Raw genomic sequence first — 20,643 nt, 5'->3', positions numbered from 1 at the left:
AGGCACCTCACAGTGCGTAACGGAGGTCGGGATGTCAGCACTCGAGTACAGCCCCTACGCGGCGGACTGCCCCTCGCGGCAGCTGCTCGACCGCATCGGCGACCGGTGGAGCGTGCTGGTGATCGGGTCGCTCGTCGACGCACCGCAGCGCTACTCCGCCGTCGCGAACCGGGTGCAGGGGGTGTCGCAGAAGATGCTCACGCAGACGCTGCGCGCGCTCGAGCGGGACGGACTGGTGACACGCACGGTCTTCCCCGAGATCCCGCCGCGGGTGGAGTACGAGCTCACCGAGCGGGGTCGCTCGCTGCGCGCGGTGCTGGCGCCGCTCGAGGACTGGGCGACGTCGCACATGGCGGACGTGCAGGACTCGCGCGACGTGTACGACGGGCGCTGAGCGCGTCGCCGTGTGGCGCTGTACCGCGCAGCACCGGGACCCGCACGGCACCGGTGCGGCGTCACGCGGCGCCGCGGACACGCGCGGCCGACCGCCGCTGACCGTCCGCAGGAAGACTCGGGAACCGGCGGTGGTTGCCTGGACACATGCGATCGATCGTCTACACGAAGCCCGGTGACAGCAGCGTCCTCGACCTGGTCGAGCGGGAGGTCCCCCAGCCCGGCCCCGGCGAGGTCCGCGTCCGCGTGGTCGTCTCCGGTGTGAACCCCACCGACTGGAAGGCCCGCGCCGGCGGTACCTACGGCGACGGCCTGCCCTTCCCCGAGATCACCCCGAACCAGGACGGTGCCGGCGTGGTCGACGCCGTCGGCGAGGGCGTCGAGACCCTGCACGAGGGAGACCGCGTGTGGCTGTACATGGCAGCCGCCAGCCGTCCCACCGGCACCGCGCAGGAGTACACCGTGGTCCCGGCAGCGCGCGCGGTCGTGCTGCCCGAGGGCACGAGCTTCGACGTCGGTGCCTCGCTCGGTGTCCCGGCGATGACCGCTCACCGCGCACTCACCACCCACGAGGACGGCCCGGACCGCCTGACCCCCGGTGCGCTCGAGGGCCGCACGGTCCTGGTCGCCGGTGGCGCCGGGGCGGTGGGGCACGCCGCGATCCAGCTCGCCCGGTGGGCCGGCGCGACCGTGATCAGCACGATCAGTTCCGACGAGAAGGCTGCCCTGGCGACCGCCGCCGGCGCGCACCACACCGTGAACTACCGCGACGAGGACGCCGCCGCGCGCATCCGCGAGATCGCCCCGGACGGCGTCGACATCGTCGTGGAGGTCTCGATCCCGCAGAACGCCCAGCTCGTCGCCGACGTCCTGGCGAACCACGGCGTCGTGTCGATCTACGCGAACAACGGTGGCGACGACGCGACGCTGCCGATCCGTCCGAACATGTCGGTCAACGCGCGCTACCAGTTCCTGCTGCTGTACACGATCGGCGACCGAGCCCTGGCTGCCGCCGCCGAGGACGTCACCGCCGCGCTGCGCGCCGACGTCCTGCCCGTCGGCGAGGACGCCGGCCTCCCCCTGACGCGCTTCGCGCTCGAGGACACCGCGGCCGCGCACGACGCCGTCGAGGGCGACGCGGTCGGCAAGGTCCTGATCGACGTCGCGTCCGAGTAGGACCGGTCACCGACGCGACCGGGTGACGGACGGGAGGCGCGACCCGCGTCCGGACGCCGCGTCACCGAGGCGACCCGGTGACGGCCGGGAGGCGCGGGGCGGATCCGCCCCGCGCCTCCCGGCCGTCCCGCGCCCACCTGGTACACAGGACCCATGACCGACGTCTCGACGCCCGCGCCCGGAACCAGAGCACTCGTCCTCGGGGGTGGCGGCGTCGCCGGCATCGCGTGGGAGGTCGGGGTCCTCTCCGCCCTGCAGGACGCCGGGGTCGACCTCGATGCAGCGGACCTCGTCGTCGGGACGAGCGCCGGCAGCGTCGTCGGGTCGTTCGTCCGCGCCGGCGCCGTGGCCCAGGCGTGGGAGCAGCAGCACGCGCCGCTGCCGAGCACCTACGTCGAGCCGGAGCGGATCGCCGGCGAGGACTTCCAGGACCGCCTGCTGCAGGTGCTCGCGGGCGCCACCTCGGAGCAGGACGCCCGCGCGCGGCTCGGTGCCGTGGCGCAGCAGGTCGTCACCGGGCAGTCCGACGAGGAGCGCACCGCGACCTTCGCCGAGACGCTGCCGTCGACCGACTGGCCGGAGAAGCGACTCGCACTGACCACGATCGACGCCCTCGACGGGGCGTTCCGGGTGCTGACCGCGGAGTCGGGCGTCCCGCTCCCCCGTGCCGTGGCCGCGAGCTGCTCCGTGCCGTTCGTGTGGTCCCCCGTGCACATCGACGGCGTCCCGCACTACGACGGTGGCCTCCGCTCGGCCACCAACGCGGACGTCGCCGCCGGGTACGAGCGCGTGCTCGTCGTCGCGTGCGGGCCGGAGGGACCGTCGCCGCTCGGGCCGTGGCTCGACCTGGCGGTGGAGTCCCTGCGGGCCGGCGGCAGCTCGGTCGAGACGATCGTGGCGGACAGCGGGGCGCAGCACGCGTTCGGCGAGAACTCGTTGTCGCTGTCGACGCAGGCGCCCTCGGCGACCGAGGGTCGTCGGCAGGGCGAGGCGGCGGCGGAGGCGATCGCGGCGTTCTGGGCGTAGCCGTCGACGGTCGGCCGACGCGGTCGCCCGTCAGGTCTCGAGCGCGCCGTCCGCGACATCACACCCGTCGATCGACGGGTGCGGTGTCGCACGATGCACGCGCACCGGGTGCGGTCGCATGCTCCGACGTTGCACGCGTCGATCGACGCGTGCAACGTCGCGAGGACGGGCGGCAGCCGTCAGACGAAGGCGGCCTCGCCCGTGATCGCCCGGCCCACGATGAGCGTGTTCACCTCGCGCGTCCCCTCGTACGAGTAGATCGCCTCGGCGTCGGAGAAGAACCGCGCGACACCCTTGTCGAGGACGATGCCGTTGCCGCCCTGGACCTCGCGGCACCAGCCGACGGTCTCGCGCATCTTCGCCGTCGCGAACGCCTTCGCCATCGCGGAGTGCTCGTCGCCGCCGATCCCCTGGTCCTGCATCGCCGAGGCCTGCGTGCACAGCGCGATCGACGCGGTGATGTTCATCAGGGACCGCACGAGCAGGTCCTGCACCATCTGGTGCGCGGCGATCGGCTTGCCGAACTGCACGCGCTCGCGGGCGTAGGCGAGCGCTGCCTCGTAGGCACCGATCGCGATGCCGACGGCTTGCCAGGCGACCTCCGTACGGGTGAGCCGGAGCACCGCCGCCGTGGTGCGGAACGAGTCCGCGCGCTGGAGTCGGCGCGACTCGGGCACCCGGACGCCGTCGAGCACGATGTCGGCGTTCTGCACGGTGCGCAGCGCGATCTTGTCCTCGATCTTGGTGGCGGTGAAGCCCGGCGTGTCCGTGGTGACGAGGAAGCCCTTGACCTGCTGGTCGGCGACGTCCTTCGCCCAGATCACGACGACGTCCGCGAAGGTCGCGTTGCCGATCCACCGCTTCTCGCCGTCCAGCACCCAGGTGTCGCCCTCGCGCCGCGCCGTGGTGCGGAGCCCTCGCGCCGAGTCACTGCCCGACAGCGGCTCGGTGAGCCCGAACGCGCCGACGACCTCGCCGCGAGCCATCCGCGGCAGCCACTCCTGCTGCTGCTCGTCGCTGCCGCCGACGGCGATCGAGTTCATCGCGAGGCCGGACTGCACCCCGATGAACGTGGAGACGCCGGCGTCGATGCGACCGAGTTCGAGCGCCGCCCACCCGCGGTACACGGCCGAGTTCTCGAAGTGCCGCACGAGCGGGATGCCCGGGCCGTACATGCCGAGCTCGGCGAGCGGCGCGATGGTCTGCACCGGGAACTCCGCACGGGCCCAGTACTGGTCGGCGATCGGACGGACCTCGGCCTCGAGGTACGCACGCAGCTGCCCGAGCGACTCCCGCTCACGGGCCGTGAGCCCCTCCTGGAACCGGTAGAAGTCGGACTCGAGCAGAGGCGTGTCGGTGATCGACGTTGACATGGCACCAACGATGCATCATTCTCGAAAACGTTGCAAGATCGGCATCGGCACTCAGGGGGAACGGTGAGGAACGAACCACTCGGCACGCTCGGGTCGACGCTCGTCCCGAGCGCGCTCGCGGCCAGACTGGAGGCCCACGGCGACTCCCAGCGCGCGTTCCGGTCGGCGCGACGTGCGTTCATCGACGGAGCGCGCATCGACATGGGCTCGCTCGCATCGTCGCTCGGTGTCGACCGCACCTCGCTGTTCCGGTGGGTCGGCAACCGCGACCAGTTGCTCTCGGAGATCCTGTGGTCGCTCGCCGTACCGACGTTGGACGCCGCGGGGCGGGCGGCGGCCCCGTCCGGCGCGGCGCGGATCGTCGACGTGCTCGACCGCTTCACGGCGGACCTCATCCGCGCGCCGTACTTCCGCGCCTTCCTGACCCGCGAACCGAGCCGCGCCCTGCGCCTGCTCACGACGACCGACAGCGACGTGCAGCGCCGGTTCGTCGCCGTCGTGACCTCCGTCATCGCGACGGAACAGGAGGCCGGGGCGTTCGACCCGGCACCGCTGTCCGCTGAGGAGCTCGCACGGCTGCTGGTCCGCGTGTCGGAGTCGTTCACCTACGCGGACCTGATCTCCGGCGACGACCCCGATCCCGTCCGGGCGAGGACGACGTTCGCCTACATCCTCCGCCCGTGACGGCCGGGGCCCGTCGCCGTCCGGTCACTTCTGCGCGGCGAGCTCCAGGTTGATGTCGTCCGGGTCCTGCACCGAGAGGATGACCATGCCGGCGTCCCCGAGGTCGGTGACCTCGCCGTGCTCGATGCCGGCGGCGTCGAGGCGTTCGGCAGCAGCGTGCAGTTCGTCGACGGAACCCACGACGAAGCTCACGTGGTCGAGGCCGACGGTGTCAGGGTCGAAGCGCTGTCCGCTCGGCGCGACCGGACGCAGCCCGAAGAGCTGGTCGCCGACCGGGAAGATCGCGCCGCCGTAGAGCCGCTCACGGTCCTCGGTGATGCCGGGCTCGTCGGCGTGCTCGCTGAAGTCCATTGCCGGTGCCGTACCGAGCAGCTGCTCGTAGAAGGCCTTGCTGCGGTGGATGTCGGTGACGGTGACCCGCACGTGGGCGAGGCCGAGGGGCTTGACGATCTGTTCGCTCATGCACCCGAGCCAACGCCGGAGGGCTGAGCGACACCGGGCAGCGTGCGGCTACCGGCCAGCCCGGCGCACCCGGTCGGTCAGGCGTCCGACGGTCGCGGCGCCGCGAGCTCGAGGTTGATGTCGTCCGGGTCCTGCAGCGACAGGATGACGAGTCCGAACGGTTCGAGGTCCGTCACCGCCCCGTGCACGATGCCCGCCGCGTCGAGCCGTTCGACGGCGCGGTGGAGGTCGTCCACGGACCGGACCCGGAGGCTGAGGTGGTCGAGGCCCACCCGGTCGGGGTCGAAGCGGTCCCCCGCGGGAGCGACCGGTCGGAGCCCGAGCGTCTGCCCGTGGAACGTGAACGAGCACCCGCCGTACGTCCGCCAGGGGTCGTCGTGGATCGTGGGGTCGTCGATCTCGTCGCTGAAGTCGCTCCCGGGGGCCGTGCCGAACAGCTGTGCGTAGAACGCCTTGCTCCGTCGGATGTCCGTCACGGTCAACCGGACGTGCGCGAACCCCTGCGGATCGACGATGCCGCCGTCGGCCGTCCTCACCGGAAGCCCGCGGTGTCGAGGACGTGCCGAGGGAGCCCGTGGCCCGTGCAGCGATCTCGACGTCGGACGCCTCGGAAGACATCGCGCACGTGGTCGCCGCAGCCGGTCCACGAGGTCTTGCCGCACACCGGGCACTGGACGGACTCGCACATGCGATCGACGGTACGCAGCGCGGCTGCCAGACGGTACGGCGTACCGTCCCCCACGCGTCCGACGGTCCGGAAGGCGCACGGATTGCCTCGCGCATCGAACCACGAACGCGACATCGAACCAGCGCCCGGTGCTGGTTCGATGTCGCTTCCGTGGTTCGACTCCGGCCGCCCGCGCGTCGGGCGGCCCGGTCGAGCCGCCCGACGCCGGTCAGATCAGCGCGTCGGTGAGGTGGTTCGGCGTGCCGAAGCGGTGCGCCGTGATCGACACCGCCTGCTCGCGGAGGAACGGGAGCAGCTCGATCCGCCCGGCCTCGGTCACGGGCTCCCCGTACACGGCGACGTCCGGACGGCCACCGATCGCGGTCGTCAGCGCCGCGGTGTCGCCGCCGACGAGCCGCACGCGGGTGGACTCGCCACGCTCGACGCGCTTCGCGAAGGCCTCGTCGGACTGCCCCTCGGCGACGGACCGGACGTTCGGGAGGGCGCGGACGGCCGATGCGACGACCGACGGCAGCGCGGCCACCGACGAGACGTCGATCGTCGTCCCGGCGCGGACCGCCGCGGCCACGACACGCACGAGGTCGGCGACCGCGGGCTCCTCCGCCGACGCCAGGCGGACGTGGACTCCGGGGTACGGCAGGTACCGTGCGATGTTCCGCTCGGCCGAGAGTGCCGAGACGTCGACCGCTGCACCGAAGAGCGACGACCAGGCCTGCTCGTCGGACGCGGCGGCACGTTCGAGCGACTCCGACGTGACCCCGGCTGCGCTGAGGAACGAGCGCACGGGGGCGGACGTCGCCCCACCGGCCGACGCCGGTGCCGGCGACCACGAACCGAGCCCGAGCAGGTAGTTCAGCCCGCCCGCCTTGGTGCCGGCTCCGACGGCGGACTTCTTCCACCCGCCGAAGGGCTGCCGCCGCACGATGGCACCGGTGATCCCGCGGTTCACGTAGAGGTTGCCCGCCTCGATCCGGTCGAGCCACGTGCCGATCTCGGACGCGTCGAGCGAGTGCAGTCCTGAGGTCAGGCCGTAGTCGACCTCGTTCACGATGTCGATCGCCTCGTCGAGGGTCTTCGCGGTCATGATGCCGAGGATCGGGCCGAAGTACTCGGTGCGGTGGAACGCCGAACCACGCCGGACGCCGTCGCGGACACCGGGGCTCCACAGCTTGCCGGTGTCGTCGAGGCGCTTCGGTGCGACCGCCCACGACTCCCCCGAGCCGAGCGTCGTCAGGCCCTCGAGCAGCTTGCCGGCGGCGGGCTCGATGATCGGCCCCATCTGCGTCGTCGGGTCGGTCGGGTACCCGACGGTGAGCGAGGACACGGCGTCGAGGAGCTGCGAGCGGAAGCGGCGCGACGAAGCGACGGACCCGACGAGCACGACGAGCGAGGCGGCGGAGCACTTCTGCCCGGCGTGCCCGAAGGCGGAGGCGACGACGTCCTTGACCGCGAGGTCGAGGTCGGCGGACGGGGTGACGATGATCGCGTTCTTGCCCGACGTCTCCGCGAGCAGCGGCAGGTCAGGACGGAACGACCGGAACAGCTCGGCCGTCTCGTACGCGCCGGTGAGGATCACCCGGTCGACCTGGGGAGCGGCGACGAGCTGCTTGCCGAGGTCGTCCTCGGCCACCTGGACGAAGGCGAGCACGTCGGCCGGGACGCCGTGGGCGTCGAGCGCGGTCTCGATGACCGTCGCCAGCACGGCACCGCAGCGCTCGGCCGGCGGCGCGGGCTTCAGCACGACGGCCGAGCCGGCAGCGAGGGCGGCCAGGGTGGAGCCGGCCGGGATCGCGACGGGGAAGTTCCACGGCGGCGTGACCAGCGTCAGCGCGGCAGGCGAGAAGGACGCGCCGTCGACGTCGTCGAGCTGTGCGGCGAGCTCGCCGTAGAAGTGCGCGAAGTCGATCGCCTCGGACACCTCGACGTCGGCCTGGTCGATCGTCTTGCCGGCCTCGGCCGCCATGACCTCGACGAGGGCGGCGCGGTTCGCCTCCAGCGCGTCGCCGACGGCGTGGAGCACCGCGCCGCGCGCAGCACCGGACCACGAGCCCCACTCGGTCCCGGCGGCGCGGACGCGACCCAGGACGGTCTCGAGCTGCTCGGCGGAGGTGAGCCGGGCCTCCTGGACGGCGCGTTCCCCGAGCGTCGACGTGGCGACGCGCGACGTGATCGCCGCACCCCACTCGCGGACCGTCGCGACCGACGGGTCGCTGTCCGGCGTGTTCTCGAAGTGACCGGGGCGGGGCCGCTCGACCGCCGCGTACCGGTCGCCGACGCGGTGCGGCGCCGGGGCGTCCAGGCCGCCGGGCTGCGAGAGCGGGGCCAGGGAGTCGCGGAACCGTGCTTCCTCGCGGGCGAAGAGCGCGGGCGACGACGCCAGCGAGAAGACCGCCGACATGAAGTTCTCCTGCGACGCGCCTTCCTCGAGCCGTCGGATCAGGTAGGCGATCGCCACGTCGAACTCGCCCGGGTGGACGACCGGCGTGTAGAGCAGCAGCGAGCCGACCGTGCGACGGACCGCCTCGGCCTGCCCCTGCGCCATGCCGAGCAGCATCTCGAACTCGATGCCGTCACGGACGCCGCGCTCCCCGGCGAGCAGCCAGGCGTGCGCGACGTCGAACAGGTTGTGCCCGGCGACGCCGACGCGCACGTTCGCGATGCGCTCGGGCGTGAGGGCCCAGTCGAGCACGCGCTTGTAGTTGGTGTCCGAGTCCTGCTTCGTGTGCCAGGTGGCGAGCGGCCACCCGTGCACCGAGGCCTCGACCTGCTCCATCGGCAGGTTCGCGCCCTTGACGAGGCGGACCTTGATGTCGGCACCGCCGCGGGCACGACGAGCGGCCGACCACTCCTGCAGGTGCTGCATCGCGGCGAGCGCGTCCGGCAGGTACGCCTGGAGCACGATGCCGGCTTCGAGGTCGGTGAACTCCGGCTCGTCGAGGAGCTTCGTGAAGACCGCGATCGTCAGGTCGAGGTCCTTGTACTCCTCCATGTCGAGGTTGATGAACTTGCGCGGCGAGCTCTGCACGGCGCGACGGAAGAGCGGGCGGAGCTTCGCGATGATGTCCTCGATGGCGTGGTCGAACGCCCACGGCGAGTGCGGGTGCACGGTCGACGAGACCTTGATCGAGACGTAGTCGACGTCGTCACGGGCGAGGAGCCGCTGCGTGCCCTCGAGCCGGCGCGAGGCCTCCTTCTCACCGAGCACCGCCTCGCCGAGCAGGTTCACGTTCAGTCGGACGCCGTCGCGCTTGACCTTCGCGATCGCCGGCCCCAGCTTGGCGTCGGTCGCGTCGACGATGAGGTGTCCGACCATCTCGCGGAGCACCCGCCGCGCGATCGGGACGACGACACCGGGCAGCACCGGGGCCATGCCACCGCCGAGCCGGACGAGCCCGCGGAGCGCGGCGGGCAGGAACCCCGGCGCACCGGGCGCGATCTGCCGGAGCTTCCGGGCGGCCACCCCGAGGTCCTCGGGCCGGACGACGCCGTCGACGAACCCGACCGCGAAGTCGAGCCCGGCCGGGTCGGCGAGGACGCCTGCGAGCTGCTTCGCCGAGCCGTCGACCGGGTAGGTCTCGGCCTCGGCCAACCACTGGCGGACGAGGGCGACGGACTGGTCCGCCAGGTCGTCGTGCGGGGTCGGTGCGGCTTCGGCGTCGCGTGCCTGGAGGTCGGTCATGGGTTCAGTGTGGAGTTCGAGAAGCGTAAGCGGAAGCAACTCCTGCTGATGCGTACCGTGCAGGACAGCTACTGTTTCTGCATGCTCGATGTCCGTCGTCTCGTCCTCCTCCGGGAGCTCTCGATCCGGGGCACCGTGGCAGCCGTCGCGGAGGCCCTCAACTTCACGCCGTCCGCGGTGTCGCAACAGCTCGCCGTGCTCGAGCGTGAGGCCGGCGTGCCCCTGCTCCGCAAGGTCGGCCGTCGCCTGCAGCTCACCCCGCAGGCCGAGGTGCTCGTGCAGGCCGCCGGGCACGTGCTCGACGTGCTCGACCAGGCGCAGGCGCAGGTGGAGTCGTCGCTCCCCACGGTGCAGGGACGGGTCCGCGTGGCGGTGTTCCAGTCGGCCGCCCTCGCCCTCATGCCGAACGCGCTGCACGAGATGGCCGTCGCGCACCCGGACGTGCGCATCGAGATGGTCCAGCGCGAGCCCGAGACGGCACTGCACGAGACGTGGGCCCGCGAGTTCGACATGGTGATCGCCGAGCAGTACCCGGCACACACCGCGCCGCACCTGTCCGGGCTGCACCGGTCGGACCTGACGACGGACGAGGTGCGCCTCGCGCTGCCGCCGGTCGACACGGCCCTGGCACCGGTGTCGTCCATCGAGGACGCCGAGGCGATGCCGTGGGTGATGGAGCCCCGCGGCACGGCGTCGCGGCACTTCGCCGAGCAGGTCTGCCGCCGGTGGGGCTTCGAGCCCGACGTGCGGTACGAGACCGCCGACCTGCAGACCCAGATCCGCCTGGTCGAGTCCGGGAACGCCGTCAGCCTCATGCCCGACCTGATGTGGACGGGTCGGACCACCACGTGCCGGCTCGTCGACCTGCCCGATCGTCCGCGACGGACGATCTTCACCGTGGTCCGCGCCGCAGGGTCGTCCTCCCCGGCGGTCCGTGCGCTCCGCGACGCCCTCGAACGCGCGGCGGCGTCCGTGCACCGCTGACCTGCGGAGCCTGGCGGGAACCCGCAACTCCCCCAACTCAGGTCACAACTGCACATCGACGGCGCGTTCGGAGACCTGCGCACCCTACGATCCGAGCAGGTCGAGGATGCTCGGCCGATCCTCAGGTCCGGCACCCGACCGGACACGAACCAGGGGGAAGACGTGCGCCGCAGCACCTCCACCGTCCGACGCGCCTGTGCCGTCGGCACGACCATCGCCCTCGTCGGTCTCACGACCGGCCTCGGCATCATGACCGCGACCGCCGCCTCCGCCGCCCCGGCGGACCAGGTGTCGAGCTCGCAGGTAGCGACGAGCGGGGACCAGGCCGCCTCGAGCAGCCAGGGCACCGGCACGCAGGACCCGGACGGCGGCCAGGCCACCGCCGGGACCGACGCGACGACCGGCTCGGGCGACGACACCGCTGCGGGCACCGCGCCCGACGGCAGCACCGAGACCGGCACCGACACCTCGGGCGCGATGCCCGACACCGACGGCACCGGCACCGGCACCGGCACCGGCGCCACGCCAGGCAGCACCGGCAGCACGGCCCCGGCGTCCGGCTCCCCGACGGTCGACACGACACCCACCGACGCCCCGACCGAGACGCAGCAGGACGCCCCCGCCGTCACCATCGTCGGCGACGCCCGGACCGGCAACACCCTCGAGGCGAAGCCGACCGGGTTCGACGAGGACGGCAGCTTCCGGTTCGTCTGGACGATCGACGGCGAGCCCGGTGCCGCGACGCTCGCGAAGGTCGACTCGCTCACCCTGGACGAGGCGCTCGCGGGCAAGCGGGTCACCGTGACCGTGACGGGCACGCCGACCGACGGTTCGGCCGCCCGCACGACGAGCGCGACCTCCGAGACGATCACGCAGGCCCCGGTGTTCGTCGACGAGTCCGGCGAGCCGATCGTCGAGGGCGCGGACGTCGACGACCCCCAGTACCTCGACGCCACTGCCGGCGAGCGGTTCTCGTACACCTTCCACGCCGACGGCTTCCCGGCGCCGAGCTACCGGCTCGACTGGTACTGGGACGACGAGGACGGCGACGACACCGTCGTCTCGACGGAGGGACAGCAGCGAGCGCAGGAACACGCGACAGCGAACGCGCAGCGGAACGCCTTCGGAGCGGTCGGTTCCGGCTGGCAGGCGGACGAGGGCGACGACGAAGAGTCCGGGCCCGAGGTCCAGCTGCCGGAGGGCTTCACCTTCGACCCGGCGACCGGTGTCCTGAGCGGCTCCACCGACCTCGCGTTCTCCTACGACTTCGCCGTCACCGCGACGAGCGGCACGGTCTCCACGACGCAGTACGTCGAACTGACGGTGGCCCCGGGCAAGCCCGCCGGTTTCCTGGTCACCACGGGCGACGCAGCGACCCTCGAGACCCAGCGGCCCGTCCTGTGGGTCATCAGCCCCCGGGGCGACGTCACGACGATCACGATCGACCTCGACGAGGACGATCTCTGGTCGGCGATCGACATCCAGGACGGCGGCCGTCCGACGGTGCAGCAGAACGGCACGCTCTTCGTCTCCGGACAGCCGGTCGACCGGTTCGGCAACTACGTCGAGAACTTCGACGAGGACGGCGACCCGATCGTCGTCGAGACGGTCACGTCCGACGTCGCGACCGACGTCATCGAGCGCCTGGACGACGAGGACGGTGGCGGTGCCTCCGTCACCTTCCCGCATGCCTCGGTGCACACCCTGACGGTGTCGGCACCGTCGATGCAGGGCACGTCGTTCGCCGTCGAGGTCGTCCCGACCGCCGCGCCGGCCCTCACCCCGACCACGCCCGCCGCCGCAGCACCGATCACGCGTCCGACGCCCGGTCGCCTCGCGTACACCGGCACCGACGTGTCAGCACCCGTCGCGTGGACGCTCGGCCTGCTCGTCGCGGGTGCCGGACTGCTGGGCGCGGGGATGTTGCGTCGCCGCCGAGCGCAGCACTGACACGACGCCTCCGGCCGGTCGGTCACACCGTGGCCCGGCCGGGAGGCTCCTCCCGCGGCCCCGCCGTGTCCCTCGCGGACACGACGGGGCCGCTCCACGTCCACGGGGACACGGGCCGTCGGCTGCCCGTCCGACCGGGGCACGCGTCGGTAGCGTGGGCCGCATGCCCACGCTGCTGCACATCGACTCCTCCGCCGACCTCGCCCACTCGCGTTCGCGCGCCCTGACCGCCGCGTTCGCGGACGCCTGGCGCGCCCGCGGCCCGGAGTACACGGTGGTGCGCCGGGACCTGCACGTCGACCAGCTCCCGCACCTCGAGACCTCGGCACTGCACTGGGCAGCGTCCGACCGCACCGCCGAGGAGTCCGTCGCGCCCGAGGCCGAGGCACTCCGCCAGGAGGTCATCGACGAGCTCCTCGCCGCGGACGCCGTCGTCGTCGGGGCGCCGCTGTACAACTACACGGTGCCGTCGACCCTCAAGGCCTGGATCGACCGGGTCCACGTGCCCGGGGTCCTCGCCGGCGACGTCCAGCCGCTCGCCGGTCGGCCGGTCGTGACGGTCGTCAGCCGCGGCGCCACCTACGACGCCGGCTCCCCGACCGAGACCTGGGACCACGGCTCGCCCGTGCTGCACCTGATCCTCGGGACGGCGCTCGGCATGAAGCTGTACCCGGTGACCGTCAGCGCCACCCTCGCGGACCGGATCCCGGACCTCGCACCGCTCGCCGAGCACGCGTCGGCCGAGTTCGCCGACGCCCGGACCACGCTCGAACGACTCGCCGCGACGGTCGTCTGAGCCGGACCGGAGGCAGCCGGACCGGCGTCAGCCGGACCGATCTCAGTCTCGCCGGATCTCGTCCGCCCGGCCGAGCAGGTCCGCGTGGAAGGCCGTCTGCGTCAGCGCGCTCGCGAGCAGGAACCCCGTCATCGAGTCGATCCCCCCGCTGAACGGCACGCGCGAGGCGACCTCGAACAGGGTCGGGGACGTCAGGGTGTCGAGCGCCGCGGCGACGTGGTGCGAACGCTCCGCTCGGTGCCGGGCGAGCGTCCGGGCACGCGTGACGACGTCGCGGAAGCGGTACTCGTGCCCCGGACAGACCTCGAGGTCGCCGTACCCGTCGAGCCGTGCGAGGGAGGACAGGAGGTCGCCGAGCGGGTTCGTGGTCGTCCGGCCGCCGAGTCCGATCCCGGAGTTGATGCGCGGCAGCACGTGGTCGCCGGTGAAGAGCAGCCCGTCGCCCTCGTCGACGAGGCACAGGTGCCCGGCGGTGTGCCCCGGTGTCCACAGCGCCCGGACCTCGCGCCCGGGGATCGGCAGCACGTCGCCGTCCGCCACGAGCAGGTCCGCGAAGGGCTCGACCGCGCGACTGAGGCCGATCCGTCGTCCGCTCCCCCACGCGGCGACCACGCCGGCGACCAGCTCCGCGGGCAGCCCCCACCCGGCGATGTCGGCGTCGTTCGCGGCCGCGTCCTCGCGCTCCCGCCGCAGGGCCTCGACCTCGAGCCGGTGCATCGCGATCCGAGCCCCGCTCGCACGCCGGAGCGCGGCGGCAGCACCGAGGTGGTCGGCGTGCAGGTGCGTCACGACGACGAGTCCGACCTGGTCGACCGAGCGCCCGATCGCCGCGAGACCGGCGCGGAGCACTGCGAGCTCGTCGTCCTCCGCCCAGCCGGGGTCGATCACGGCGAGGGTCCCGTCGGTCCCCTCCACCACGTAGGACAGGGTCGCGTCCGGCACGCCCCCGCGGAACGGCACCGCGAGGGTCCAGACGCCGGGGCGCACCTGCTCGACGGGCGGCAGGACGCCGTCGCGGAGCGCGGCGGCCTGCACGGGGCTGATCGGTTCCGGTGCCGGCGCTGCCGGCGGGGGCACGGTCGTCACGCGACCACCCTAGTGACGACGCCAGCGCGCCGGGGTGGGCCGCGCCTCCCGGTCGGGACCCGTGCGCGTCGCGACGGACGGACGGCGCCGAGCCGAGCCTCCCGTCCGGCGGAGCGACCGCGAGTAGACAGGCCACATGGAGATCGCACCGATGCTCGCCAAGGCCGTCGCCACCGTGCCCGACCCCGACAGCGTCCGCGGCGGGCTGCGGTACGAGCCGAAGTGGGACGGCTTCCGGGGGATCGTGACGGTCGACGGCGACGACGTCACCATCGGCAGCCGCGGGGCGAAGCCGCTCACCCGGTACTTCCCGGAGCTCGTGGAGGCCTTCCGCGCGCAGTTCGGCGGACGCGACCACCCCGTCGTGCTCGACGGCGAGGTGGTCCTGCGGAGCGGCGAGCCGGGGAGTGAGCACCTGGACTGGGAGGCCCTCTCCCAGCGGATCCACCCCGCGGAGTCGCGCATCCGCACGCTGAGCGTCGAGACCCCCGCACAGTTCGTCGCGTTCGACCTCCTCGCCGTCGACGGGACGGAGCTGCTGGACCTGCCGTTCGACGAGCGGCGCGAGCGGCTGGAGGCACTCGCCGACGGCATGACCGACCCGCTGTTCGTCACCCGCACCACGCTCGACGTCGACCTCGCCCGCGAGTGGCTGACCACGTTCGAGGGCGCCGGCCTGGACGGCGTCGTGGCCAAGCCCCGGGCGAAAGCGTACGAGCCGAACAAGCGCACCATGCTCAAGGTGAAGCACCACCGGACCGCCGACGTCGTCGCGATCGGGTACCGCGTGCACAAGAGCGGCAGCGGCGTCGGCTCGCTGCTCGTCGGGCTGTACGACGCGGACGGTGACCTCCGCCAGGTCGGCGGCGTCTCCGCCTTCACCGACCGCCGGCGGCAGCAGTTGGTGGAGGAGCTCGAGCCCGTCGTGCTCCGCGATGCGGACGGGAGGCCCGTCACCGGTGACGGGGAACGGTCGCGGTTCTCGTCGGGTCGCGACACCTCGTTCGTCCGGCTCGCGCCGGAACGCGTGCTCGAGGTGCGGTACGACCAGATGGAGGGCGACCGGTTCCGGCACACGGTGCAGTTCGAGCGGTGGCGGCCCGACCGCGACGCCCGGTCGTGCGGGTTCGATCAGCTCGATGTCCCATCTGCGTACGACCTGCGCGACGTGTTGTCCTAGCGCTTGCACCGGCCGCCGCGCGTCAATATGCTCGCAGTAGTTAGGCTAACTAGTGACTTCCGGACGGGGATCCGGGGGCGCGGTGGAGACGGGAGCGGGACATGATCATCGACGGCATCAGCGACGCCAACCGAGGCACCTGGTCCCGCCTGACGCGACTGCACACGGCGAGCGTCACGCTGCCGATGCACACCAGCCGGGTCGCGAAGCCCGAGCACCGCGCCGAGGACGTCGCCGCGGCCTGAGCCGGCCCGGTCAGGGCCGGTCCGTCTCGCACGGTCCGTTCCGCGCTTCAGGCCTTCTTGGCCCGGGACGGCTGGACGCGCGGCGGCTCCCCCGGCATCTTCGGGAAGTCGGGCGGGAACGGCAGCTCGCCGAGCCCGGACGCCAGGTCCCGCTCCCACCACGCGAGCAACGGAGCGATGTCGCCCGGCTCCGCGTGCATCGACTCCCACGGATCGCCGAGGGTCCGGAGCCGTTCCGGGACCGTGGTCACCGTCAGGGTCGTCGGGTCCACGCTGTCGAGCTCGTCCCAGGTGATCGGCGTCGAGACGCTCGCGTGTGCCAGGGCTCGCGGGCTGTAGGCGCCGGCCATCGTGCGGTCGCGGTTCGCCTGGTTGAAGTCGACGAAGACGCGCTGCCCGCGCTCCTCCTTCCACCACGCCGTCGTCACACGGTCGGGCATCCGCCGCTCGAGCTCCCGCGCCGCCGCGATCACCGCGTGACGGACGTCGAGGAACTCGTGCTCGGGCCGGATCGGTGCGAACACGTGCAGGCCGCGGTTGCCGCTGGTCTTGATCCACGCCGTGAGCCCGACCTCGTCGAGCACCTTCCGGAGCTCGTGCGCGACCGGCACCGTGTCGTGGAAGTCGGTGCCCGGCTGCGGGTCGAGGTCGATGCGCAGCTGGTCGGGGTGGTCGGAGTCCGCGGCGCGGCTCGCCCACGGGTGGAACACGACGGTGTTCATCTGCGCTGCCCACACCGCGACCGCCGGCTCGTCGACCACGAGCTGCGGGTGTGACCGGCCGCTCGGGTAGGTGACGACGACGTCGCGCACGTACTCGGGAGCACCCTTCGGCGGGTTCTTCGAGAAGAACGAGTCCCCGTCGATGCCCGACCCGAACCGCTGCAGCGAGATCGGTCGGTCCCCGTTGGCCCGGACGAAGGGCTCCCCGACGGCGACCAGGTACTCGGCGAGGTCGAGCTTCGTGATGCCGACCTCGGGGAAGAGCACGCGGGACGGGCTGCTGATCCGCACCTCCCGGTCGCCGTCCGGACCCGGGACCGTCAGCGTCGTCGCCTCGCTCGCCATGCAGCGGACCGTACACGGCCGGCGCTCCGGGCGTCCCCGGCCCCGCCCTGCCCTCGGCCCCGCCCTTTCCGCCGAGCTCTCCCCGCCGAGCTCTCTCCGCCGAGCTCTCTGCGCCGAGCGGGCCGTATCTGTCACGCGCACCGCCGTCGGCCGACGTGTTCCGCCCGCTCGTCGCACCACGCGCGGCATGTCCTGCCCGCTCGGGGACGGCCGTGGAGGGACCGGCTGCAGAGGGGCGGCTGCGGAGGGCCGGCGAGCGGCACGGCAACGGGCGTGGAGCGTCGTTCGAGCGACGCCGGGCACGATGGACCGGTGACGGCGTACCTCGGGGTGGACCTGGCGTGGGGCCTCGGCAGCGACCGGAAGCCCGCGAACGAGACCGGTCTCGTCGCGATGGCCGACGACGGCACGATCACGGACGCCGGGTGGGCCCGCGGGGTCGACGCCGTGACCGACTGGATCGCGGCGCACCTCGGGCGACGGACCCTGGTCGCCGTCGACGCCTCGCTCGTGGTGACGAACCCGAGCGGCATCCGCGAGGCCGAGCGGCAGGTCGGGCAACGCTACGGCCGGTGGAGGGTCGCGGCGAACCCGACGAACCTGGCCTCGGCGGCGAGCGCCGGGGCACGGCTGCTCGACCGGCTGACGGACCTCGGGATCGGCTACGTCAGCGACACCGCGGCGGTGCGGGAGCGCACCGGGCCGGCGGCGTTCGAGTGCTACCCGTACACGACCCTCGTGGGGGTCGAGGAGCTCGGCTACGACGACGAGCGTCCGCGGTACAAGCGCCTCGACCTGAAGCTCCCGGCCGCCGTGGCCCGACAGCGGCGCGCCGAGGCGTTCGACGACCTCGTGCACCGGCTGCGCACGACCCCGCTCGACCCGCCGCTGCTGCTCGACTCCCATCCCCTGACGGCCGGGCTCGCCGACCCGTCGGTGCTGCACGGGCCGACGCACAAGCACCGGGAGGACCTGCTCGACGGAGCCCTGTGCGCCTGGACCGCCGCGTTCTGGGAGCGGCACGGCGACGAACGGGTGCAGGTGCTGGGAGGTGATCCGGGCCTCCCGTCCGATCCACCGGACGAGGCGGGCCGCCGGCCCGTCGTGGTGGCACCCGCGCGTGGGTCGCAGCGGCGGCCGCGCGGCTAGGCTCGACGCCGTGAGCACCACGAGCGAACCCCTGCGCATCGGGCTGGTGTCGCTGCACACCTCCCCCGGCGACGAGCCCGGCTCCGGCGAGGTCGGCGGCATGAACGTCGTGGTCCGACACCAGGCCGAGGCCCTGGCCGACCGCGGCCACCAGGTGGAGATCATCACGCGGCGGTCGGCGCCCACGCAGCCGGACAGCGTCTCGCTCGTGCCGGGCGTGTGCCTGCGGTTCCTGTCCGCCGGGCCCGCTGAGCCGGTGCCGAAGGGCGAGCACGACGCGTTCATCGAGCCGTTCCGGGCGGGCCTCGAGGAACTCGGCCCCTACGACGTGCTGCACTCGCACCACTGGTTCTCCGGCGTCGCCGCCCTGCCCGTCGCCCGCGAGCGGGGCATCCCGCACGTGCAGTCCTTCCACTCCATCGCGGCCGAGTCGGACACTCCCCTGTCCGAGGGCGAGCGTCCCGAGTCCGCTGGCCGTCCCGCGGGTGAGCGGATGCTGGCGCGCGACTCCGACGCCGTCGTCGTCGTGTCGTCCGCCGAGGCGTCGACCGTCCGCACGCGTCTCGGCGGCGACGAGTCGCGGACGTGGATCGTCCCGCCGGGCGTCGACGGGTCCGTCTTCCGCCCCGCCGGCGCCGGCGCGCGCCGCGCGGAGACACCGTACGTCGTCGCGGCGGCACGCGTGCAGCCGCTGAAGGGGCTCGACCTGGCGATCGAGGCGGTCGCGGGCATCGGCCAGGAGGTCCGCCCCACCCTCGTCATCGCGGGCGACGCCTCGAGCGAGGCAGGCGACTACGTGGACGAACTGCGTCGGCTCGCCGCCGCGCACGGCATCGCCGACCGCGTGACCTTCGTCGGTCCGCAGTCGCGTGCCGACCTGGCGTTCCTGTTCCGTGGCGCAGCGGCCGTGCTCGTGCCGTCGCACTCGGAGACCTACGGACTCGTGGCGCTCGAGGGCTCCGCCTCCGGGGTGCCCGTCGTCGCGGCGGCTGCCGGTGGGCTGCGGGAGGCCGTGGTCGACGGGGAGACCGGGGTCGTGCTCGAGTCCCGGGACCCGGGCGACTGGGCTGCGGAGATCGAACGGATCCTGACCGATCGGACGTACGCGGCCGGGCTCGCCGCCGCGGGTCGGGAGCACGCCGAGCGCCTGAGCTGGGAGCGCTCGGCGGCCGGACTCGAGGACGTGTACCGGCGGGTGCTCGGACGCTCGTGACGGCCGGAGGCGCGGGGATCGAGCGGCCGGAGTCGGCTGGCGGGCTCGACCCGTCGGGGTCGGCTGGCGCGCTCGCCCCGGCGGCGTCGGCTGACGGGCTCGACCTGACAGGGCCGGCTGGCGGGCTCGACCTGTCGGGGTTCTGGGCTGCGCTCGACGCCGTGCCGGTGGCCGAGGACGCCGAAGCGCTCTACTCCACCGACTCGGCCGAGGGGCGACTACGACGTACGAACCTGTCGGCCTACCTGTCCCACGTCGGGGCAGCGGCCGACACCGTGCTCGTCGCCGAGGCCCCCGGCTGGCGCGGCATGACCAACACGGGCATCCCCTTCACGAGCATGCGGGAGCTCGGCACGCTCGGCTTCGACGTCCTCGTGCCGCCGGAGCCGACCGCGCCGTGGGAGGCGTCGTCCCGGGTCGTGCACGCGGCGTTGCAGGACTGGTCGGGTCCGCTCCCCCTCGCCTGGGCGATCTTCCCGCACCACCCCTTCGTCGCGAGCGACCGGCAGACGAACCGGACCCCGCGTCCGGCCGAGGTCCGCGACGGTGCTCCGGTCGCACTCGCGCTGCTCGAGGCGCTGCGGGACGCTCGTGCCGCCGATCGTGCCGGTCGCCGCCGGGACGTGCGGGTCGTCGCGGTCGGGCGGAAGGCGCAGGGGGCGCTCGCGCTGGCGGGCATCGACGCCGTGGCGGTGCGGCACCCGGCGCAGGGCGGCGCGGCGCAGTTCACGGAGCAGGTGCGGGCGCTGCAGGGGTAGCGCGGTCCCCGCCGGGCGGCCGTTGCGCTGGGGCAGGGCGTGCACACGCGGACTTCGACACCGCACCCGTCGATCGACGGGTGCGGTGTCGCACCATGCGCACGCACCAGGTGCCTCCACATGGGTCGACGTTCCGCGTGTCGATCGAAGCGTGCAATGTCGCGCTGCGGTCCTGGGCGGGTGTGCGCGCACGCTCGCCGTGCGGGCGGAACGACGATGCCGCTGTCGGACGACAACCCCGGTGTCGCGCGGGCCCGCGCGCAGTGTGCGGCTGCGATGCCTCGGCGCCCGAGCGTCGCGGGCTCAGGCGGAGCGGACCTCGACGCCCTTGGCTGCCAGGCGCTCGGTCACGTGCGCGGGCAGCGGCGCGGCGGCGTACACGGTCGTCAGCGCGGGGAGGTCGAGCACGTCGTCCCAGTTCTGCGGGTCGTAGCGGTCGTCGGACCCGTCCCACCCGGGGTGGACGTCCTGCAGGACTTCGAGGTCGGAGTCGACGGTGAGCTCGGTCACCAGCGCCAAGTGCGACGGCAGCAGGTCGAGGTCGTCGTAGTACTCGCGAGCGCGGTCGTCCTGTCCCTCGACGTCGAGGTCCTCACCGGCGTCCTCGTCCTCGTCGCCGTCGTAGGGCTCCAGCACGTCGAGGTCGTAGCAGAGGACGTCGAGCACGAGCAGCTTGGCGTTGAAGTCGGCGAACTCGACGGGCTCTTCGGTGGTGTCGGAATCGTCGTGCATGC

19 protein-coding genes are annotated in these 20,643 nt (G+C 73.1%); 12 read left to right on the top strand and 7 right to left on the bottom strand.

Features of this window, described 5'->3' with window-relative positions; translation table 11 throughout:
- The first annotated feature begins 31 nt into the window (after positions 1-31).
- The 3 genes from Q9R28_RS00540 to Q9R28_RS00530 all read left to right on the top strand — a co-directional run bounded on the left by Q9R28_RS00540 (position 32) and on the right by Q9R28_RS00530 (position 2,595).
- Positions 32-394, top strand: a complete 363-nt coding sequence (locus Q9R28_RS00540) for a helix-turn-helix domain-containing protein (RefSeq protein WP_311205267.1) — start codon at positions 32-34, stop codon at positions 392-394.
- Between the two features lie 146 nt (positions 395-540).
- On the top strand, positions 541-1,569 hold the full coding sequence (locus tag Q9R28_RS00535; RefSeq protein WP_311205266.1) for an NADPH:quinone reductase: 1,029 nt from the start codon (positions 541-543) through the stop codon (positions 1,567-1,569).
- A gap of 153 nt (positions 1,570-1,722) precedes the next feature.
- On the top strand, positions 1,723-2,595 hold the full coding sequence (locus Q9R28_RS00530; protein WP_311205265.1) for a patatin-like phospholipase family protein: 873 nt from the start codon (positions 1,723-1,725) through the stop codon (positions 2,593-2,595).
- 179 nt (positions 2,596-2,774) lie between these two features.
- Here Q9R28_RS00530 and Q9R28_RS00525 read toward each other — a convergent pair whose 3' ends face one another.
- Positions 2,775-3,968 (bottom strand): acyl-CoA dehydrogenase family protein, encoded by a 1,194-nt coding sequence (locus Q9R28_RS00525; protein ID WP_066653643.1) that lies wholly within the window; start codon positions 3,966-3,968, stop codon positions 2,775-2,777.
- A gap of 63 nt (positions 3,969-4,031) precedes the next feature.
- Between Q9R28_RS00525 and Q9R28_RS00520 the strand changes: the two genes are divergently transcribed.
- Complete coding sequence (locus tag Q9R28_RS00520) at positions 4,032-4,652, top strand: QsdR family transcriptional regulator (RefSeq protein WP_251154908.1); 621 nt, start codon at positions 4,032-4,034, stop codon at positions 4,650-4,652.
- Positions 4,653-4,676: 24 nt separating this feature from the next.
- On the opposite strand, the gene Q9R28_RS00515 is transcribed toward Q9R28_RS00520, so the two are convergent.
- From Q9R28_RS00515 to Q9R28_RS00505, 3 genes are all read right to left on the bottom strand, one after another.
- Entirely contained in the window at positions 4,677-5,114 is a 438-nt protein-coding gene (locus Q9R28_RS00515; protein ID WP_209683155.1) for a VOC family protein, read from the bottom strand.
- Positions 5,115-5,191: 77 nt separating this feature from the next.
- Positions 5,192-5,650: a VOC family protein gene (locus Q9R28_RS00510; protein ID WP_251154907.1), complete on the bottom strand. Its 459-nt coding sequence runs from the start codon at positions 5,648-5,650 to the stop codon at positions 5,192-5,194.
- A gap of 360 nt (positions 5,651-6,010) precedes the next feature.
- Positions 6,011-9,481, bottom strand: a complete 3,471-nt coding sequence (locus tag Q9R28_RS00505; RefSeq protein WP_311205264.1) for a bifunctional proline dehydrogenase/L-glutamate gamma-semialdehyde dehydrogenase — start codon at positions 9,479-9,481, stop codon at positions 6,011-6,013.
- 81 nt (positions 9,482-9,562) lie between these two features.
- Here Q9R28_RS00505 and Q9R28_RS00500 point away from each other — a divergent pair, with 81 nt between their 5' ends.
- From Q9R28_RS00500 to Q9R28_RS00490, 3 genes are all read left to right on the top strand, one after another.
- Positions 9,563-10,465, top strand: coding sequence for a LysR family transcriptional regulator (locus Q9R28_RS00500; RefSeq protein ID WP_209683161.1), 903 nt, complete (start codon positions 9,563-9,565; stop codon positions 10,463-10,465).
- A 162-nt stretch (positions 10,466-10,627) separates the two neighbouring features.
- Complete coding sequence (locus tag Q9R28_RS00495; RefSeq protein WP_311205263.1) at positions 10,628-12,415, top strand: hypothetical protein; 1,788 nt, start codon at positions 10,628-10,630, stop codon at positions 12,413-12,415.
- Between the two features lie 163 nt (positions 12,416-12,578).
- Complete coding sequence (locus tag Q9R28_RS00490) at positions 12,579-13,211, top strand: FMN-dependent NADH-azoreductase (protein WP_066653625.1); 633 nt, start codon at positions 12,579-12,581, stop codon at positions 13,209-13,211.
- Positions 13,212-13,253: 42 nt separating this feature from the next.
- On the opposite strand, the gene Q9R28_RS00485 is transcribed toward Q9R28_RS00490, so the two are convergent.
- Complete coding sequence (locus Q9R28_RS00485; RefSeq protein ID WP_311205262.1) at positions 13,254-14,297, bottom strand: MBL fold metallo-hydrolase; 1,044 nt, start codon at positions 14,295-14,297, stop codon at positions 13,254-13,256.
- Between the two features lie 136 nt (positions 14,298-14,433).
- On the opposite strand from Q9R28_RS00485, the gene Q9R28_RS00480 reads away from it, so the two are divergent.
- Together Q9R28_RS00480 and Q9R28_RS00475 are read left to right on the top strand one after the other, a co-directional pair.
- Complete coding sequence (locus tag Q9R28_RS00480; RefSeq protein WP_311205261.1) at positions 14,434-15,477, top strand: ATP-dependent DNA ligase; 1,044 nt, start codon at positions 14,434-14,436, stop codon at positions 15,475-15,477.
- Positions 15,478-15,578: 101 nt separating this feature from the next.
- Complete coding sequence (locus Q9R28_RS00475) at positions 15,579-15,722, top strand: hypothetical protein (protein WP_153257421.1); 144 nt, start codon at positions 15,579-15,581, stop codon at positions 15,720-15,722.
- Between the two features lie 47 nt (positions 15,723-15,769).
- Here Q9R28_RS00475 and ligD read toward each other — a convergent pair whose 3' ends face one another.
- Positions 15,770-16,789, bottom strand: coding sequence for a non-homologous end-joining DNA ligase (ligD, locus tag Q9R28_RS00470; protein WP_311205260.1), 1,020 nt, complete (start codon positions 16,787-16,789; stop codon positions 15,770-15,772).
- A 312-nt stretch (positions 16,790-17,101) separates the two neighbouring features.
- On the opposite strand from ligD, the gene Q9R28_RS00465 reads away from it, so the two are divergent.
- The 3 genes from Q9R28_RS00465 to Q9R28_RS00455 are packed head-to-tail and all read left to right on the top strand — an operon-like array spanning position 17,102 to position 19,909.
- Positions 17,102-17,938, top strand: coding sequence for a DUF429 domain-containing protein (locus Q9R28_RS00465; protein ID WP_311205259.1), 837 nt, complete (start codon positions 17,102-17,104; stop codon positions 17,936-17,938).
- Between the two features lie 10 nt (positions 17,939-17,948).
- The gene (locus Q9R28_RS00460; protein WP_066658004.1) at positions 17,949-19,151 is read left to right on the top strand and encodes a glycosyltransferase; all 1,203 of its coding nucleotides are present in this window, start codon (positions 17,949-17,951) and stop codon (positions 19,149-19,151) included.
- Positions 19,148-19,909, top strand: coding sequence for a hypothetical protein (locus tag Q9R28_RS00455; RefSeq protein ID WP_311205258.1), 762 nt, complete (start codon positions 19,148-19,150; stop codon positions 19,907-19,909). Before Q9R28_RS00460 ends, Q9R28_RS00455 begins: the two co-directional genes overlap by 4 nt.
- A gap of 303 nt (positions 19,910-20,212) precedes the next feature.
- Here Q9R28_RS00455 and Q9R28_RS00450 read toward each other — a convergent pair whose 3' ends face one another.
- A complete protein-coding gene (locus tag Q9R28_RS00450; protein ID WP_209683174.1) occupies positions 20,213-20,641 on the bottom strand; it encodes a DUF6892 domain-containing protein in 429 nt (142 codons plus the stop codon).
- Positions 20,642-20,643: the final 2 nt, after the last annotated feature.

It is taken from the genome of Curtobacterium sp. BRD11, assembly GCF_031844345.1.
Lineage (GTDB): Bacteria > Actinomycetota > Actinomycetes > Actinomycetales > Microbacteriaceae > Curtobacterium.
Note: the sequence above shows the minus strand (reverse complement) of the source record. Positions and strands in the feature narration are given on the sequence as shown.

Excerpts from the sequence above, each read along its gene's own strand:
- Q9R28_RS00540 (WP_311205267.1), top strand. The coding sequence starts at position 32 with ATGTCAGCACTCGAGTACAGCCCCTACGCGGCGGACTGCCCCTCGCGG.
- Q9R28_RS00535 (WP_311205266.1), top strand. The coding sequence starts at position 541 with ATGCGATCGATCGTCTACACGAAGCCCGGTGACAGCAGCGTCCTCGAC.
- Q9R28_RS00530 (WP_311205265.1), top strand. The coding sequence starts at position 1,723 with ATGACCGACGTCTCGACGCCCGCGCCCGGAACCAGAGCACTCGTCCTC.
- Q9R28_RS00525 (WP_066653643.1), bottom strand. The coding sequence starts at position 3,968 with ATGTCAACGTCGATCACCGACACGCCTCTGCTCGAGTCCGACTTCTAC.
- Q9R28_RS00515 (WP_209683155.1), bottom strand. The coding sequence starts at position 5,114 with ATGAGCGAACAGATCGTCAAGCCCCTCGGCCTCGCCCACGTGCGGGTC.
- Q9R28_RS00505 (WP_311205264.1), bottom strand. The coding sequence starts at position 9,481 with ATGACCGACCTCCAGGCACGCGACGCCGAAGCCGCACCGACCCCGCAC.
- Q9R28_RS00500 (WP_209683161.1), top strand. The coding sequence starts at position 9,563 with ATGCTCGATGTCCGTCGTCTCGTCCTCCTCCGGGAGCTCTCGATCCGG.
- Q9R28_RS00490 (WP_066653625.1), top strand. The coding sequence starts at position 12,579 with ATGCCCACGCTGCTGCACATCGACTCCTCCGCCGACCTCGCCCACTCG.
- Q9R28_RS00480 (WP_311205261.1), top strand. The coding sequence starts at position 14,434 with ATGGAGATCGCACCGATGCTCGCCAAGGCCGTCGCCACCGTGCCCGAC.
- Q9R28_RS00475 (WP_153257421.1), top strand. The coding sequence starts at position 15,579 with ATGATCATCGACGGCATCAGCGACGCCAACCGAGGCACCTGGTCCCGC.
- ligD (WP_311205260.1), bottom strand. The coding sequence starts at position 16,789 with ATGGCGAGCGAGGCGACGACGCTGACGGTCCCGGGTCCGGACGGCGAC.
- Q9R28_RS00450 (WP_209683174.1), bottom strand. The coding sequence starts at position 20,641 with ATGCACGACGATTCCGACACCACCGAAGAGCCCGTCGAGTTCGCCGAC.